The sequence below is a fragment of the Pseudoalteromonas sp. S3260 genome (assembly GCF_005886925.1).
GTDB classification, from domain to species: domain Bacteria; phylum Pseudomonadota; class Gammaproteobacteria; order Enterobacterales; family Alteromonadaceae; genus Pseudoalteromonas; species Pseudoalteromonas tetraodonis.
On the sequence record NZ_PNCV01000034.1, the window covers coordinates 1 to 13213 of the forward strand.

Annotated in this window: 25 protein-coding genes and 1 tRNA gene; 23 read left to right on the forward strand and 3 right to left on the reverse strand. The window is 42.8% G+C overall.

Features of this window, described 5'->3' with window-relative positions; genetic code table 11:
- Window positions 1-38: 38 nt before the first annotated feature.
- Both CWC14_RS05790 and CWC14_RS05795 read right to left on the reverse strand, forming a co-directional pair.
- Window positions 39-115: transfer RNA gene (locus CWC14_RS05790), tRNA-Asn, on the reverse strand.
- Between the two features lie 675 nt (window positions 116-790).
- Window positions 791-1399, reverse strand: a complete 609-nt coding sequence (locus CWC14_RS05795) for a helix-turn-helix domain-containing protein (protein WP_138561778.1) — start codon at window positions 1397-1399, stop codon at window positions 791-793.
- 293 nt (window positions 1400-1692) lie between these two features.
- Here CWC14_RS05795 and CWC14_RS05800 point away from each other — a divergent pair, with 293 nt between their 5' ends.
- The 17 genes from CWC14_RS05800 to CWC14_RS05880 all read left to right on the forward strand — a co-directional run bounded on the left by CWC14_RS05800 (window position 1693) and on the right by CWC14_RS05880 (window position 10428).
- The gene (locus CWC14_RS05800) at window positions 1693-1962 is read left to right on the forward strand and encodes a helix-turn-helix domain-containing protein (protein ID WP_138561780.1); all 270 of its coding nucleotides are present in this window, start codon (window positions 1693-1695) and stop codon (window positions 1960-1962) included.
- Window positions 1962-4172, forward strand: coding sequence for a Mu transposase C-terminal domain-containing protein (locus CWC14_RS05805; protein ID WP_138561782.1), 2211 nt, complete (start codon window positions 1962-1964; stop codon window positions 4170-4172). Before CWC14_RS05800 ends, CWC14_RS05805 begins: the two co-directional genes overlap by 1 nt.
- 11 nt (window positions 4173-4183) lie before the next feature.
- The gene (locus CWC14_RS05810; protein WP_138561784.1) at window positions 4184-4897 is read left to right on the forward strand and encodes an AAA family ATPase; all 714 of its coding nucleotides are present in this window, start codon (window positions 4184-4186) and stop codon (window positions 4895-4897) included.
- A gap of 10 nt (window positions 4898-4907) precedes the next feature.
- Window positions 4908-5510, forward strand: a complete 603-nt coding sequence (locus CWC14_RS05815; protein WP_138561786.1) for a hypothetical protein — start codon at window positions 4908-4910, stop codon at window positions 5508-5510.
- Window positions 5497-5826, forward strand: a complete 330-nt coding sequence (locus tag CWC14_RS05820) for a LacI family DNA-binding transcriptional regulator (protein ID WP_138561788.1) — start codon at window positions 5497-5499, stop codon at window positions 5824-5826. Before CWC14_RS05815 ends, CWC14_RS05820 begins: the two co-directional genes overlap by 14 nt.
- 2 nt (window positions 5827-5828) lie before the next feature.
- Window positions 5829-6035, forward strand: a complete 207-nt coding sequence (locus CWC14_RS05825; protein ID WP_138561790.1) for a hypothetical protein — start codon at window positions 5829-5831, stop codon at window positions 6033-6035.
- A gap of 6 nt (window positions 6036-6041) precedes the next feature.
- Window positions 6042-6644 (forward strand): DUF3164 family protein, encoded by a 603-nt coding sequence (locus CWC14_RS05830; protein WP_138561792.1) that lies wholly within the window; start codon window positions 6042-6044, stop codon window positions 6642-6644.
- Window positions 6645-6656: 12 nt separating this feature from the next.
- Window positions 6657-6842 (forward strand): hypothetical protein, encoded by a 186-nt coding sequence (locus CWC14_RS05835; RefSeq protein ID WP_138561794.1) that lies wholly within the window; start codon window positions 6657-6659, stop codon window positions 6840-6842.
- A 97-nt stretch (window positions 6843-6939) separates the two neighbouring features.
- Window positions 6940-7119: a hypothetical protein gene (locus CWC14_RS05840; protein WP_138542926.1), complete on the forward strand. Its 180-nt coding sequence runs from the start codon at window positions 6940-6942 to the stop codon at window positions 7117-7119.
- On the forward strand, window positions 7112-7723 hold the full coding sequence (locus CWC14_RS05845) for a gp16 family protein (protein WP_138561796.1): 612 nt from the start codon (window positions 7112-7114) through the stop codon (window positions 7721-7723). The genes CWC14_RS05840 and CWC14_RS05845 overlap by 8 nt, the downstream gene beginning before the upstream one ends.
- The gene (locus tag CWC14_RS05850) at window positions 7695-8192 is read left to right on the forward strand and encodes an HI_1489 N-terminal domain-containing protein (RefSeq protein WP_138561798.1); all 498 of its coding nucleotides are present in this window, start codon (window positions 7695-7697) and stop codon (window positions 8190-8192) included. Before CWC14_RS05845 ends, CWC14_RS05850 begins: the two co-directional genes overlap by 29 nt.
- Window positions 8189-8533, forward strand: a complete 345-nt coding sequence (locus tag CWC14_RS05855; protein ID WP_138561800.1) for a hypothetical protein — start codon at window positions 8189-8191, stop codon at window positions 8531-8533. The genes CWC14_RS05850 and CWC14_RS05855 overlap by 4 nt, the downstream gene beginning before the upstream one ends.
- Window positions 8530-8865: a hypothetical protein gene (locus CWC14_RS05860; RefSeq protein WP_138561802.1), complete on the forward strand. Its 336-nt coding sequence runs from the start codon at window positions 8530-8532 to the stop codon at window positions 8863-8865. The genes CWC14_RS05855 and CWC14_RS05860 overlap by 4 nt, the downstream gene beginning before the upstream one ends.
- Window positions 8858-9280: a Mor transcription activator family protein gene (locus tag CWC14_RS05865; RefSeq protein WP_138561804.1), complete on the forward strand. Its 423-nt coding sequence runs from the start codon at window positions 8858-8860 to the stop codon at window positions 9278-9280. The genes CWC14_RS05860 and CWC14_RS05865 overlap by 8 nt, the downstream gene beginning before the upstream one ends.
- Entirely contained in the window at window positions 9280-9612 is a 333-nt protein-coding gene (locus tag CWC14_RS05870; RefSeq protein ID WP_138561806.1) for a hypothetical protein, read from the forward strand. Before CWC14_RS05865 ends, CWC14_RS05870 begins: the two co-directional genes overlap by 1 nt.
- Complete coding sequence (locus tag CWC14_RS05875) at window positions 9602-10138, forward strand: YoqU family phage-derived protein (protein ID WP_138561808.1); 537 nt, start codon at window positions 9602-9604, stop codon at window positions 10136-10138. The genes CWC14_RS05870 and CWC14_RS05875 overlap by 11 nt, the downstream gene beginning before the upstream one ends.
- Window positions 10139-10167: 29 nt before the next feature.
- Entirely contained in the window at window positions 10168-10428 is a 261-nt protein-coding gene (locus CWC14_RS05880) for a hypothetical protein (protein WP_138561810.1), read from the forward strand.
- 31 nt (window positions 10429-10459) lie between these two features.
- Here the strand turns inward: CWC14_RS05880 and CWC14_RS05885 are convergent, their stop codons facing one another.
- Entirely contained in the window at window positions 10460-10876 is a 417-nt protein-coding gene (locus CWC14_RS05885) for a DUF4124 domain-containing protein (protein WP_138561812.1), read from the reverse strand.
- Between the two features lie 167 nt (window positions 10877-11043).
- Here CWC14_RS05885 and CWC14_RS05890 point away from each other — a divergent pair, with 167 nt between their 5' ends.
- Genes CWC14_RS05890 through CWC14_RS05915 form a run of 6 tightly spaced genes read left to right on the forward strand, consistent with a single transcriptional unit; the run spans window position 11044 to window position 13213 of the window.
- The gene (locus CWC14_RS05890) at window positions 11044-11643 is read left to right on the forward strand and encodes a glycoside hydrolase family 108 protein (protein WP_138561814.1); all 600 of its coding nucleotides are present in this window, start codon (window positions 11044-11046) and stop codon (window positions 11641-11643) included.
- Window positions 11644-11907 carry a hypothetical protein gene (locus tag CWC14_RS05895; RefSeq protein WP_138561816.1) on the forward strand — a complete coding sequence of 88 codons (264 nt, stop codon included), beginning with the start codon at window positions 11644-11646 and terminating at the stop codon, window positions 11905-11907.
- Entirely contained in the window at window positions 11897-12343 is a 447-nt protein-coding gene (locus CWC14_RS05900; protein ID WP_138561818.1) for a 3TM-type holin, read from the forward strand. Before CWC14_RS05895 ends, CWC14_RS05900 begins: the two co-directional genes overlap by 11 nt.
- Window positions 12340-12561 carry a TraR/DksA C4-type zinc finger protein gene (locus tag CWC14_RS05905; protein ID WP_138561820.1) on the forward strand — a complete coding sequence of 74 codons (222 nt, stop codon included), beginning with the start codon at window positions 12340-12342 and terminating at the stop codon, window positions 12559-12561. The genes CWC14_RS05900 and CWC14_RS05905 overlap by 4 nt, the downstream gene beginning before the upstream one ends.
- Window position 12562: 1 nt before the next feature.
- A complete protein-coding gene (locus CWC14_RS05910; protein ID WP_138561822.1) occupies window positions 12563-12877 on the forward strand; it encodes a DUF2730 family protein in 315 nt (104 codons plus the stop codon).
- Window positions 12878-12913: 36 nt separating this feature from the next.
- On the forward strand, window positions 12914-13213 hold the full coding sequence (locus CWC14_RS05915) for a VpaChn25_0724 family phage protein (protein WP_024606090.1): 300 nt from the start codon (window positions 12914-12916) through the stop codon (window positions 13211-13213).

Genomic DNA, 13213 nt, shown 5'->3' on the forward strand with positions numbered 1-13213 from the left:
AACTGAGCTAAGGGGGAACTACATCATAAACATAAACTTGGCTCCCCCTCCCCGACTCGAACGGGGGACCTGCGGATTAACAGTCCGTCGCTCTAACCAACTGAGCTAAGGGGGAAGCGTCTTGCCTTTCAACGGGGCGAAATATTAATGACCGCATAGCAAAGTGTCAACATATAAAAGATCATAAATTCAAAAAAGAGGTCTATTCGTTGTTTTTATGTGCAATCTGCGCGTTTTGTAACACTATTTAAGTAAAGCGCAGTGATATTGTTTTATAAAAACAGGGCAATATTTGCATGAAGTTTGTAATTTGAGGCAATAAAGTGATGAGTAAAATTTAAGAAAACGGCTTTTAATAGCAAAAACGCGTTCTATTTCCTGTATTTTTATAAAGCGATAATTAACTTATTTAAAAAAAATGGCTCCTTTTTATTTTGGAACGTTAAAACGGTTGAACTAAATGCGTATTAGTTATGTAAACTAAAACTAGCGCTAAAACATAATATAAATTTTGACTGCAGCAGCAATGCTTTGTACAAAAATAAAACAATCAATGAGTTAGCTACCTGTTTGAGTGTGTTACTCACTGATATTAGTCTAAGAAAATATCGCCTTCATGTAACTAACAGATCTAAATGATAAACAGGGAATAGATAAGAATAGATGGGAAAACGCGGGAGAAATAAGGGTTTAAGCTCAGTTTAAGTGAAATTAAGTGCGATCTTAAAAAGTGCGAAAAAATGATAATTTTAAGTGCGAAACCGCGATAAACACGGCTTACATTGATAAATTAAAAAATAAGCTCAGCTTTTACAATTTTACCTAAAAGCCCTAATGTTTTTAAAATATAACGTGATTCAGTCTCGCCACCTTCAACGCTAAAGACCAGGTCTTTACGCTCAGTGTTGTCAAATACCAATTTAAGCTTTGTTGCTGTAAGTACAAGCTTTGCAGCGAAATGTTCACCATTCATAGGGTTAAGAAACGCGTACATGCTATTAGCATCAATTGCTTTTGAACTTGTATTTATAAAAACCGTAGCACCAGTCGGGATCAGCTTGTGTGATACCTCATTAAGTTTGACATGCATTAATTCATTCGACGTTTTATAAATCTCTTTAACTTCATAAACCCCTGACTTTTCAGGTTCTAAAGAGCTTATAGCTAGGTTTACAGCTCGCTGAGATGCTTTGGAGTCATCTAATCGCTTTAATAAAATATCAATAAACGGCACATCAACCAGGGCCGCAAACTCAACTAAATAATCAAGAGGAGGATCGCGGCTGTCCTCATATTTAGATTGAGTATTACGATGCACTCCGGTGCGCTCAGCAACAGTGCCAATGTCTAAGAACTTGCGTTCTCTAAGCGCTTTTAAATACTGATTGAATGCAGCCATACTCGTTATTAATAATCTGCTAAAAGGTGTACATAATAATTATTTAAACACACATTTCAGTGCATACAAAATAAAAACAACAAAAGTGTAGTTTTTCAAACCGCGATCCTTTCGCACTTGAAAGCGCGAAGCGCGATCCTGCCAGAACATATCTTTATAAAAATAAATATCAAATAAAATCAATGCGCTACATCTTGTGCACACGATTGTGTGCAAATAAAGCTTGTATGCACAATTTTGTATGCGTATATTTGTGTGCATGAATACAAAATACACATAAAAGGGTGCGTAAAATGGATCGTGCAAATTGTCCAGGCTGGACGGTAACAGAAATAAAAGCAGCACTAGAAAGTGAAGGGTGGTCATGTCGGCAACTTTCATTTAGTCGCGGCTATGCGTCTAATGCTGTGCAGACTGCACTGCATAGACCTTACCCATTAGTTGAAAAAATCATTGCCGAAGTTATTGGCGTGAGCGCCTTTGAAATATGGCCTGAGCGCTATGGTAAAGATGGTAAGCCAAATCGTAAAGCTGGACGTCGCAGTAACAAAAGGAGTGTGTAATGGAACTATACACAGCACATCAAATTGCAGCTTATATGCTCGTTAATAAGCGCAGCATTCAAATTAAAGCAAAAAATGAGAATTGGCCCTTTACTGAAATAAAAGGTCGAGGTGGGAAAGTACGCAAGTATGCACTTGCTGATCTTCCTGCACACATTTGTGTGCAGGTGAAAGAAGCAATACTTAAAGAAACAGCCAGCCCAGCAGCCGAAGCCGGAAAAGCCTATCTTGCTGTAAATGAACAAAGTGATCGCTTTAATCAAGAGCAAGCAACGCAGCAAAAGCACGCGCACCTAAAGCAGTTAGCAGGGCTTGATAACATCCCACCTAAAGCAAGTGCGAAAAATCACATTTTAAAAGCAGCTGAAAACTTTGTAAGTGCGAATAACCTTGCAAAAGTTGCTGGTTTTGACTTGTTCAGTGAACGCTATAACCAAGGCATGTTAGATATTCCAGCAGACTACAAAAGCTTAATACCTTCTGTTTCTCGCATCACATTGATCCGCTGGCAAAAAACAGTGCAACAGAAAGGCATAGCAGGACTTGCTGTAAAAATTAAGCGCTCAGGTAAATCAATCATCGACTCTGATCCAGAGCTTAGCGATTTTTGCATCGCTATGATTTACCAATACCCACACGTAAAAGCCACGCAAGTAAAAGAGGGGCTAATAGCTCGCTTTTACAGCCAGGGTAAAGCTATCCCAGCAGAAACCACAATCCGTGAATGGCTAACACGTTGGAAGCGCGAAAACAGCGCGCTCTATACCAAAATGGCAAACCCAGATGCTTGGAAAAACAAGTTTATGTCTGCGATGGGTAAAATGGACGAAAACATTACGCGTATTAACCAGTTGTGGGAATTCGATTCAACCCCGACTGACGTAATGCTCGTTGATGGCCGTCATTCGTTGATCGGCATTATCGACGTTTGTACGCGCCGTGCAAAAGTTGTTATTCATCCAACCAGCGACAGCACCGGTATTTGTTTAGTTATCCGCAAAGCAATACTTGATTGGGGTATTCCCGAAATTGCTCGCACAGATAACGGGAATGATTACACCTCAATTCAAATTACCAGCGTGTTCGATGCACTCGACATAAAGCACGAAACAACAAACCCGTTTAGCGGTGAAGAAAAGCCATATATCGAGCGTTTTTTCAAAACGTTCTCGCACGATATAGCAGAGCTATTAACAGGTTATATCGGTCACAACGTATCAGAACGCCAAGCAATCGAAGCGCGCAAAACTTTTGCACAGCGCCTATTAGCAAAGCAAGGTAAAGATAAATCAGCCATTGAAATCAACATGACCGCGCAGCAGCTGCAAGCGTTTGTAGATAACTGGATCGACAACCGCTACCACCACAAGCCGCACAGCAACATAGGTAACAAAACCCCGTTCGATTTATTCGCAGCAAGTCGCGACCAAATCAAAGTGATCAAAGACGAGCGCTTACTCGATGTAATGCTACAGCCAGTACCATCAAATCGTGGTCTACGAAAAGTTGGTAAAGAGGGGATTAAGTTAAGTGGCGGGTTCTATATTGCCCCTGAGCTTGGCGCAATAGTAGGCGATGAAGTGCTGTGCAAATGGGACCCTAAAAACGTAGGCCGTATTTACGTATTTAATCGCATGAATAACGAGTTTATTTGTATCGCAACAGACCACGAAATTGAATCAGCTGGTATGACCCGTCAAGACGTAGCACAGCATGCAAAACGTAGCCAAGCAGCGGAAACATCACGCAAGCTAAAAGAGCTTAAAAAGACCGCTAAATCAGTAAACGTATCAGATATAGCAAACGAAGTACTCAGCCATTACACCACTCAAAACAAAGCACTGGCAACACTGCCTAAGCAATCAGTTGAGCACACTAATGTCATTACTCAGTCAGCTATAAAAGCACTTGATAGCAAGCCTGTCACAACCTACAGCGACGAGCAATTAAGCGAGTTTGAAAAGCGCCGTAAGCAGCTAGAAAACGAAGCCGCCGCAGCCAATGTAAACCCAACACCGTTATTCAATAACACCCGTGATAAAGCCATGTACCACAAAAAACAGCGCTTAACTAATCAGTTAAGTGATGTAGATGCAGGCTGGCTTAATACGTGGGAGCAGCAAAACCGTGCCTTATCAGCACGACTAGATGACCTTTTAACAGAAATGAACGCAGCACCCGCTGCACCAACTCAATTACACAAACAGTAAAGGAATAAGTCATGAAAACTAAAATCGCAATCGTAAGTAATGTAGTAGCCACACAATTAATGGTTGAATCGCTTACTCAGCGCGCGTATGGCGTGCCTGGGATTGGTTTAATTTACGGTGAGCCAGGACTAGGTAAAACCACCGCTACGGCATGGCTGGTAAACCGCTGTAACGGCATCTACATCCGTGCTACATCAGGTATGACATTAGCCCAGCTATTACGCCAGATAGTCAAAGAACTAAGCGGCCCAGATATCCACACTAAAGAGGGCATGCTCAATTACATCATTGAAAGCATGGCAACGTCTATAAACCCACGCACCTTGTTTATAGACGAGGCAGACTACTTATTAAACGACAAAGAAGCCCTAGAAAGTGTACGCGATATACACGACTTAACCAGCTGCCCAGTAGTGTTAATTGGCATGGAAGCAGTGCGCCGTAAATTGCAACGCCATAAGCAGTTTTATAGCCGTATTAGCGAGTGGTTAGAGTTCATGCCAACCCAGTTTGAAGACTTACAAATCATCGTTAATGCAGTCATAGAGCCAACGCTCACAATTCAAGACGACTTATTAAAGCAGCTACTTAGTGATACAGATGGCGAAGTACGTCGCATCATCACAGGGCTTTCAAAAGTAGAGGCATTTGCACTGGCAAACGGCCTAACAAGCATCGACCTACAGCAGTGGGGCTCAAAAGAATTTTTCCTTAAAAAAGCGTAGGAGCAAACCAGTGAGCCGCCAACAATTACAAGACGCATGGCAAGCAATGAAAATCCTAAAACGATTTTCATTGCAGCAAGTGCGCGATGCAGTACAACACACCACATTAGACAGCCTAAAAGCCTTTGCAAAGCGCTTAGTCGCAGCAAAGGCAATTGCTGAGCATGTTGATCATGAGGACATTAACTACAGCGTTTTAAATGCCAGTTACAACCCGTTCGAACAGCCTGTAAACAGTGGTGACAAAAACAAAAACTCAGGGAGGCAACGTATGTGGCAATCAATGCGGATCTTAAATGAATTCGACGCAGGCCAAGTAGCAAGCACCGCTGACGTCTCGCTGTCATCAGCTCGTTCATATATCTCAATACTTAAAAAAGCAGGGTACATATTTGTAGTTAAAAACGCCCCGCGTTCAGGCTCATTAATTGAGCGTGCAGGAGAAACAACTATTTACAAAATGCTTAAAAACACAGGGCCCAAGCGGCCAATCCCTAAAACCAAAGGCGTTTTTGATGCCAATACAAATAAATTAGTCAAATTCAAGCCAGTAACACGTAGACCCGTGCAAATGGCCCCTGTAAAGCTAGGAGAGGCACATGACTACCAATAATTGGTTAGACGTTTTAAAGGAAGAAACAGCAAAGCAAGGGATGCGTGCTGTAGCTGAAAAACTCGGCGTCAGTAAAGCAACGGTTAGCCAAGTGGTAAACGACAAGTATAAAGCCTCTACGCACGTAATACAGCAACGCGTAGAGGGCGTGTTTATGGCTTTTACAGTTGATTGCCCAATTCTTGGCGATATAGCAGTAAACCAATGCTTAGAACATCAAAACAGAAAATTTGCAGCAACCAATCATGTGCGTGTAGCGCTTTATAGAGCATGCCGTAACGGTTGCCCCCACTCAAAAATATGCGGGAGTAAATAACCATGGAACTACGTAACACACTAATAGAGCTACAAAAACAAGGGCTGCAAGTTATCAGTTCACACAAAGGTTTTAGCCGCCACATCATCGAAGTGGCAGGCAAAGCCCCAGCACATTTACCAGTAATAACCGAAACCAAAAACGGGCAAACGCGCCAAGTTCGCCCAGCAAAATTGCACGGCCAAATCATTATGTTTATAGAAGGATAAACCACCATGCCACAAGAGTTTTTAATCAATCACAAGGGCCAACAAGTACCACTTAAAGGCATTCGCCCAGCCGACATTATTCGTCATGAATTTGTACAAAAAGCGATTGAACTAGCCAAGGCACAAAGCTATCAACTTGCTGAATTTAAAAAGCAGCAAATGAGCGAGTTTGACGCATTCATGGGCTTACTAGCCCAAGAGTACGCAGTAGAAATGGGCGGTAAAAAGGGCAACGTCACACTACGCAGTTTTGATCACAAGCAAAAAGTAACGCTACAAGTGCAAGAAAGCATTGAGCTTGGCCCAGAGCTACTAGTAGCAAAAGAGTTAATAGACGAGTGCCTAAACGAGTGGAGCGAAAACGCTAACGAAAACTTGAAGCTTATTATTGAGCAAACCTTTGCCACTGATAAAAAAGGCAAAGTGAGCGTGCAAAAAGTGCTTGGCTTGCGTCGCCTTAAAATCACCGACGAAAGCGGTAAATGGCAGCGTGCCATGGACATCATAGCCGATGCAATTCAAGTCATAGACTCAACCCGCTTTATTCGTTTTTACGAAACCATAGGCGAGCAAGAACGCGCAATATCACTTGATATAGCCAAGCTGTAAGGAGCACTAACCATGGAAGTTAAACCAACAATTCAAGTAAACGAACATAGCGACTTACAAAGCATTGTAACCCTCGTAGCTAAAAGCAAAGAGCCAGTAAATATCAACTTTGTGTTTCAAAACATCACATTTGTAGTGCAAAGCCAGCTGGTTGGCATCAACCCACCAGTGCAAAAAGGCATATCACAACCCAGTTAAGTAACCCAAAAGCGCGCACGGATGCGGCTTTTTATCAAAGTGTTTTAACTAAAGCTAAAAGCACTTCGATAAACAGCAAACAACAAAAGGAGGTCACATGGCCTATATCGTAAAACCAGAATTAGAGCTAAAGCAGCTTGCTGCCCTAGTTAAATTCTTAGAGTGCTCACACAAGCTAGCAGTAGACACCAGCGTATTTACAGCCGAAGAAGCCGCCGACATCGGCCAAGGTTACTTAGCACTACGCGAGCAGTTAGAAGAGTTTAAAAATGACTAAAGCAAAGCTAATACAGCTAATTCACATAGCAAAAGGGCAGCTAGGGCTAGACGACGACACCTACCGCGCCGCATTACTCGGCTCAGCGGGTAAAACGTCATGCAGCCAAATGAGCCTGCCCGAGCTAAATCAAGTGTTAGAACACTTTAAAAAAGCAGGGTTTAAAGCCAAGGGTAAACGCCGTTTAAGCCCTAAATCATCACCAAAGCAACATGGTGAAATAAACAAAATCCGCGCTATTTGGATCACCATGCACAAACAAAGTTTTGTCCGTGATGGCTCAGAAACCGCGTTAGATGCCTACGTAAACCGTATGCTCAACCGCGCAAAAGTGGGGGCAAACGTCAGTTACCACGCTCATTTTTTAACGCTCACACAGGCAATAAAAGTGCTAGAGCCGCTTAAAAAATGGCACAAACGCGAAATGGTAGCCCATTTAAAAACAAACAAAATGCAAGCGTATGAAGCGTTTTTTGACGAAATAACAACGCAAACTTATGCACGGCCAATACCACTTAGCACCGTACCCCATAAATCATACCAAGCCGTATGCGACATATTTGAGATCAGCACCAATGAAATTAACCCGTTGCCCCGTGTGTAAAAGCCACCTAAGCCTAGATCAACTAGTGCAAGACGACGCAGGAAAAGAGCTATTAAGCATCGTCGCCAGTATCAACAAACGCACAGCCCAGGCATTAGTAGGTTACTTAGCCCTGTTTCGCCCAGCAAAGCAGGACTTAAGCGCCACACGGGCAGTAAAACTAGCCCGTGAAGTACTCGCCCTAACCGAGAATATCGCCGCACTGGGCCACGCTATGGAACAAACCACTAACTCAATCATGGCAAAGCGAGTAGGCCAACCCAGCATCAAGCCGCTTGCAAACCATAACTACTTAAAACAAGTGCTCACCACCTCACTAGAGCAAATCGTACAGCCTACCGCCGCAGAACGTAGCCGCAGTATGGAAGTAAAACGCCAGGGCTTAGAAATGAGCGAGCAACAAAACCACCAAGCCTATTTAGAACAAATGAGCCGCTACGGCGCAAAAGTAAATAAGGAGGACAAATGAGATTAGGCCAAAAGCTTGTAATGCAAGCATTAGAAAAAGAGCAAAAGCGTTTAACGCTTAAAGCTCAAAAAGCAGCCCAGCTATCAGAGGACTTTATAAATGCTACTTCAACAATTTCAGAAGTAAGAAGTAAGGCTACTGAACTATTGCGATCAGGCGAATATGAAAAAAGAATCAGTGAATTTGAAGAGTTAGCAAACCAAGAAAAAGCCGCACTCAAATTAATGAAAAAAGATCCGATGAAAGTTTTTGATGCTGAACATTCAACCCGTGATGAACTCAACGATTTCAATAATGAACTTTCATTTTTAACAATGAGATATAACCGAGGTGGTTTATGAAAACAATTAAATTTTTAGACGAAGGCCAAGACTTTTTAGAATGGATTATAAAAGATGATGTGATCATCGACTGCCAACCATTTCAATTTAAAGTATGGGCGGGCAAAAAAGTGCGTATTTGCGGAAACAAAATTTTTGTGAAAGCCAATGAGTTTGTGCCAGTTATTTACCCAATTAAATCAATTTCTGATACCAACGCAGATTATCAAAGTGGTTATGCAGATGGCCTTATAAATCAAAAAAACACAAACGCATATTCTTGGAATGACCAATATAAGTTTGGCTTTAACGTGGCTTTGTATAACAAAAACTTGGAGCTTAAACATGCCTAATCAAGAGCAACAATCAGAGCTGTTTGGTGAAAGCGTAGAGCAGCTGCAAGACTGCCTAAGCAATCTATCTACCGAGGATGCCGCCGAAGTACGTAAACGCTGGCCGAGTAACCTGCAATCGCTGGCACTGCTCATTGAAGCAGAATTAAACAAAGCCAAGGTGAACGAGGCCCAATCAGTGGGTGAGTCAATCACCCTAGCAATCGGCCATTACTTCGGTGGGCGCGATGTTTACATACCCACAGACCAACGGCTAAAAGCAGCCCTGCGCGATATACAAATATGGCAGGAGTATCGTGGTAATAACGTTGAAGCCCTGGCTATTAAATTTGGCCTAACAGAGCGCCGTATAGCTGAAATCATCCAACACCAACGCGCAGTAGAAACCCAGCGCCGCCAAAGGAGTTTGTTCTAATGAGTGAAGCAATCAAAATGGCTGCAACAGCTGCTGACTGCGTGGAAGAGTTAATAACCGATATGCTAAGCGGTAATCACCCTGATAACTACGTACTACTGGGGACGTTGCAATCAGCTAACACAGATATACAAGTACAGCTGCATGTAATGCAAGACGAACGCAAGTTCATAGATGAAGTAGGTGCACCACTGATAGCTAAAACGCCCGCAGCGCTTGCAAGTACCAGCGCCAAAGACCTAGAGTTCATGCTAATACACAAGCCAAACGAGCTGTTAAGAGGCATTACCGAACTACAACAAAAGTTAAAGGAGTACACAGATGAAAAATAGAATTGAATGTTCAGAATCAGCATGTAAATGGACTGGAACAGAGAGCGAAATGAAGCAGAAAAAAGATCCTGAATTTTCTTTTGCTTATACTTACGTTTGCCCTAAGTGTGGAAATGACACTTACTATGAGCTAGCAGCACCAATTCAATGTGAGCGAGTTGATCACATTAACCAGTTAATAAAAATCATCGCAAGCTATGGGCGTAAGTTATTTGATCATAAAGGCACAATAGCAACCATGGAAAAAGATGCTAAAGGCAAGGTTTGGTTTGTTGATGAATATACACGACGCCGTATTTATGTAGCATATAAAGGACTGTGGAAGGGCTTTAATCATGGTGGAACGCTAAGGAACTTGGTTGAGGAATTTTATAGGTATATTAAAACTGGAGAACAAATTGATATCAGGCTAATAGGCTTAAAAGGTTTTAGAACCGATGGTTCAAATATTTGGGGTTATCCGCCAAAAGATGTTGTAAAAATGCGTAGAGATGCATTAAAGCTACCTTGCTGCAAAGAATACTAGTTAAAACCAAATCAGATAAGTGATGTAAAATGTACGCATTAATTAACGGTAAAGAATCACCAGAGCGTGTTGCTGTACTCATAGAGATAACACGCTTGAAAAGTGAACCCATAAAAGCGGCTATTTATGACTGTTTATGTAGAGGAGTAAGTAAGCCAATATCAGCCAAGTTAAATCAAGTGCCACAGCAAAACTTAAACCGCGCTTTAAAGCGACTCAACGCACTAAACGCCCAAATTGAAGAAGTTAAAGAGTTTGATTGGGCAAGGTTTAAAAAAGAAAATTGCTAAAAAAAGCCGCATCATGCGGCTTTTTTATTGGTTAATTAACCCAGTGTTGAACAGAACTTAAACCCGTACCATTATGGTTTAAAAAGCAGTTAAACGGTTTTGAATCCCCATAACCCCCATACCCATTTTTAGCATTAACACGCATTGCTAATACTTGCCTTGCGCCGCTAGCGTCACTACGCCATTGGTGTTCATGAGATAAAACAACAAAAGAATGAGGGTCACGCCACCCGCCAGTTTTTAGCGCTAGGTCAGAACATTGCTTTAATAATTCATCACTTACCCCATTCGACTTAGCTGATTTGTCGTCTTTAATATTAAGCGTCTCAGCATCGGGGCTGCACGGTGTTTGGCTAAACGTGGGCACATCGTCAATGATACATTTGTAAATTGCAGCATGGCTTGAAAGTGGTAATAGCGCAGTTAAAACAAGGCCAAGGTATTTCATAAATTAAGTCCTTTTAAATGTGTGACTAGCGAAAAAAGCAAAGTTGCAGTACCATAAAAAACTTTACTGCTGCTGTCTACTTTTTAGATAAACTTTCCCGAAACACCGCACGGCCAACACCTAAGCACAACCCCCCACAATACCGAAAAACAACAAGGCTTTTCGGTATGTTCGTATTCAACCCACTCAACTTAAATTATTTTAAACAAGTACCCGAAGTGCAAAACGCGCTTGCCCCGTACTCGCTTAAATTTGCCCAGTGCATATTACCTATCTTGTATTTAGAGGGAGGTTTACGCAGTGACGGCGGGTTAAACGATATAGCCTCAGACCGTGGCGGCCTTACAAAGTACGGCATAAGCCAGCGCGCATACCCAAACCTTGACATTAAAAACCTAACCCTTGCCCATGCTGTACGGCTTTATCACCGTGACTATTGGCGTGCTATGTACTGCGAGCAAGTCCACGAAGGTGTTGATTTTATGCTGCTCGATGGTGCAGTACAGCACGGCGCACCCGCCATGACCCAATTAACCCAGCGATTAGTTAACTCAAAGCCCGATGGTCGCATGGGGCCAAAAACCTTAACCGCTATCGTAGAGCGCCCACCACTTAGCCTAACCGTATTGCTCAGCGTCAATCGTGGTCGCAAGTACGCCCGTATTTGCGCGAATGATCCAAGCCAAAAACCAAACCTAGAGGGCTGGTATAACCGCCTAGCTCACGCCTCTGAATACGCTGTTAAACAGCTGTTAGAGGTGCATTAAATGGGCAGCAATTGGGAGTGGTCATATCGCAAAGGCCGCGATGACCGTATGAAACAAGAGGTTGATGCGCGCATGCACAATATGCCATTCGACCCGCGCAAAATTCCCCTGCATAGCCACTGCGGCACAATGCAAAGTTATTTCAACAAGGGCTGGCAATCAGTAAGAGCCATCGACATACAGCTGCGCGTAGACGGCCAACAAAGCTATAAAAACGCCCGCGAAGCCCTCAAAAAACGTTTTGGAGAATCTAATGGCAATTAAAAATTGGTTTAACGTTGTCGAGCCTGTCACCAAGTTGATTGACAACCTCTTTACCAGTGACGAAGAACGCCAAACCGTTACCAATGAACTCAAACGTATCGAGAACACAGCCCAAAGCCAAGTACTAGAGCTTGAGGGCAAAATTGTCGAGCTACAAGGCAAAGTGCTAGAGGCGCAATCGCAAATAATTACCGCCGAGGCCAAAGGTGAAAGCGCCTTACAACGTAATTGGCGGCCTATCACCATGCTGACGTTCTTAGTGTTGATCTGCCTTGATTCATTTGGTGTGCTGGCTTTTCGCTTATCAGCGCAAGCATGGGAACTATTACAGCTAGGTATAGGTGGCTATGTTATTGGCCGCACCGTTGAAAAAGCCGCGCCAAGCGTTAAGCAAGGCATTAAAAACGTCATTGAAAAAGTAAGGAAACCGCAGTGAGTAAATTAGACGACGCGCAAAAAATAGAACAACACCTACTCGATGCCGCGCTATCAATTCAGCGCGAAAAAGCAAATAAACCAGGTGCGACGTTTATGCACTGCCAAGAGTGTGGCATAGACATACCAAAACAACGCCGTGACGCGGTTAAAAACTGTAGTACCTGTGTTGAATGCCAATCACTCATTGAAATACAACAACAGCACTATAGGCGCTAGCATGGATTTTATATTGGAATGGCAAAAAGCATTTATAACCGTTTGTGTAGCCATAGTTGGCGCAGGCGCACTGGCATGGTTGCGCAGTACCTTTGTTACTAAAAAAGTGCATGAGGTGTTAGAAAGCCGTTTAAGTGCGGTAGAAAAAACAATAGAAGACCTACCCAACGCCGACGACCTACACGAACTTGATAAACGCCTAATAGAAGTGAGCGGCAAAATAGACGGGCTAAACCCACAGCTCACCGACCTAAAACGCTTAACCGATCTACTAATGGAAAACGAACTCAGAGGCGCGCGCAGCAACGACAGCTGAGCAGGCTAACCAAAATTTAATTCAGGAAAAACCACCATGGCAATGTTACAAGTTCAAGCCGAACACCAACGAATTAGCATATTAATAACGCTAAAAGAATCCGCCGATTTTGGCGCTAACACCAGCATGCTAGCTGATGTACTACAGCGCTATGCGTTGGGTTGTAGTCGTGATCAGCTTAAAACCTTACTTAATTGGTTAGAGCAAAATGGCTATATAACACTCGATAAACTCACAGAAAACACATGGGTTGCCCGTATTACGCAATCAGGCATAGACGTAGCTGAGGGCATAAGCGTAGTGCCAGGCATTAAACGCCCAGGGCCACGAGGTTAA

Excerpts from the sequence above, each read along its gene's own strand:
- CWC14_RS05795 (WP_138561778.1), bottom strand. The coding sequence starts at position 1,399 with ATGGCTGCATTCAATCAGTATTTAAAAGCGCTTAGAGAACGCAAGTTC.
- CWC14_RS05800 (WP_138561780.1), top strand. The coding sequence starts at position 1,693 with ATGGATCGTGCAAATTGTCCAGGCTGGACGGTAACAGAAATAAAAGCA.
- CWC14_RS05805 (WP_138561782.1), top strand. The coding sequence starts at position 1,962 with ATGGAACTATACACAGCACATCAAATTGCAGCTTATATGCTCGTTAAT.
- CWC14_RS05810 (WP_138561784.1), top strand. The coding sequence starts at position 4,184 with ATGAAAACTAAAATCGCAATCGTAAGTAATGTAGTAGCCACACAATTA.
- CWC14_RS05820 (WP_138561788.1), top strand. The coding sequence starts at position 5,497 with ATGACTACCAATAATTGGTTAGACGTTTTAAAGGAAGAAACAGCAAAG.
- CWC14_RS05825 (WP_138561790.1), top strand. The coding sequence starts at position 5,829 with ATGGAACTACGTAACACACTAATAGAGCTACAAAAACAAGGGCTGCAA.
- CWC14_RS05830 (WP_138561792.1), top strand. The coding sequence starts at position 6,042 with ATGCCACAAGAGTTTTTAATCAATCACAAGGGCCAACAAGTACCACTT.
- CWC14_RS05835 (WP_138561794.1), top strand. The coding sequence starts at position 6,657 with ATGGAAGTTAAACCAACAATTCAAGTAAACGAACATAGCGACTTACAA.
- CWC14_RS05840 (WP_138542926.1), top strand. The coding sequence starts at position 6,940 with ATGGCCTATATCGTAAAACCAGAATTAGAGCTAAAGCAGCTTGCTGCC.
- CWC14_RS05845 (WP_138561796.1), top strand. The coding sequence starts at position 7,112 with ATGACTAAAGCAAAGCTAATACAGCTAATTCACATAGCAAAAGGGCAG.
- CWC14_RS05850 (WP_138561798.1), top strand. The coding sequence starts at position 7,695 with ATGAAATTAACCCGTTGCCCCGTGTGTAAAAGCCACCTAAGCCTAGAT.
- CWC14_RS05855 (WP_138561800.1), top strand. The coding sequence starts at position 8,189 with ATGAGATTAGGCCAAAAGCTTGTAATGCAAGCATTAGAAAAAGAGCAA.
- CWC14_RS05860 (WP_138561802.1), top strand. The coding sequence starts at position 8,530 with ATGAAAACAATTAAATTTTTAGACGAAGGCCAAGACTTTTTAGAATGG.
- CWC14_RS05865 (WP_138561804.1), top strand. The coding sequence starts at position 8,858 with ATGCCTAATCAAGAGCAACAATCAGAGCTGTTTGGTGAAAGCGTAGAG.
- CWC14_RS05870 (WP_138561806.1), top strand. The coding sequence starts at position 9,280 with ATGAGTGAAGCAATCAAAATGGCTGCAACAGCTGCTGACTGCGTGGAA.
- CWC14_RS05875 (WP_138561808.1), top strand. The coding sequence starts at position 9,602 with ATGAAAAATAGAATTGAATGTTCAGAATCAGCATGTAAATGGACTGGA.
- CWC14_RS05880 (WP_138561810.1), top strand. The coding sequence starts at position 10,168 with ATGTACGCATTAATTAACGGTAAAGAATCACCAGAGCGTGTTGCTGTA.
- CWC14_RS05885 (WP_138561812.1), bottom strand. The coding sequence starts at position 10,876 with ATGAAATACCTTGGCCTTGTTTTAACTGCGCTATTACCACTTTCAAGC.
- CWC14_RS05890 (WP_138561814.1), top strand. The coding sequence starts at position 11,044 with ATGTTCGTATTCAACCCACTCAACTTAAATTATTTTAAACAAGTACCC.
- CWC14_RS05895 (WP_138561816.1), top strand. The coding sequence starts at position 11,644 with ATGGGCAGCAATTGGGAGTGGTCATATCGCAAAGGCCGCGATGACCGT.
- CWC14_RS05900 (WP_138561818.1), top strand. The coding sequence starts at position 11,897 with ATGGCAATTAAAAATTGGTTTAACGTTGTCGAGCCTGTCACCAAGTTG.
- CWC14_RS05910 (WP_138561822.1), top strand. The coding sequence starts at position 12,563 with ATGGATTTTATATTGGAATGGCAAAAAGCATTTATAACCGTTTGTGTA.
- CWC14_RS05915 (WP_024606090.1), top strand. The coding sequence starts at position 12,914 with ATGGCAATGTTACAAGTTCAAGCCGAACACCAACGAATTAGCATATTA.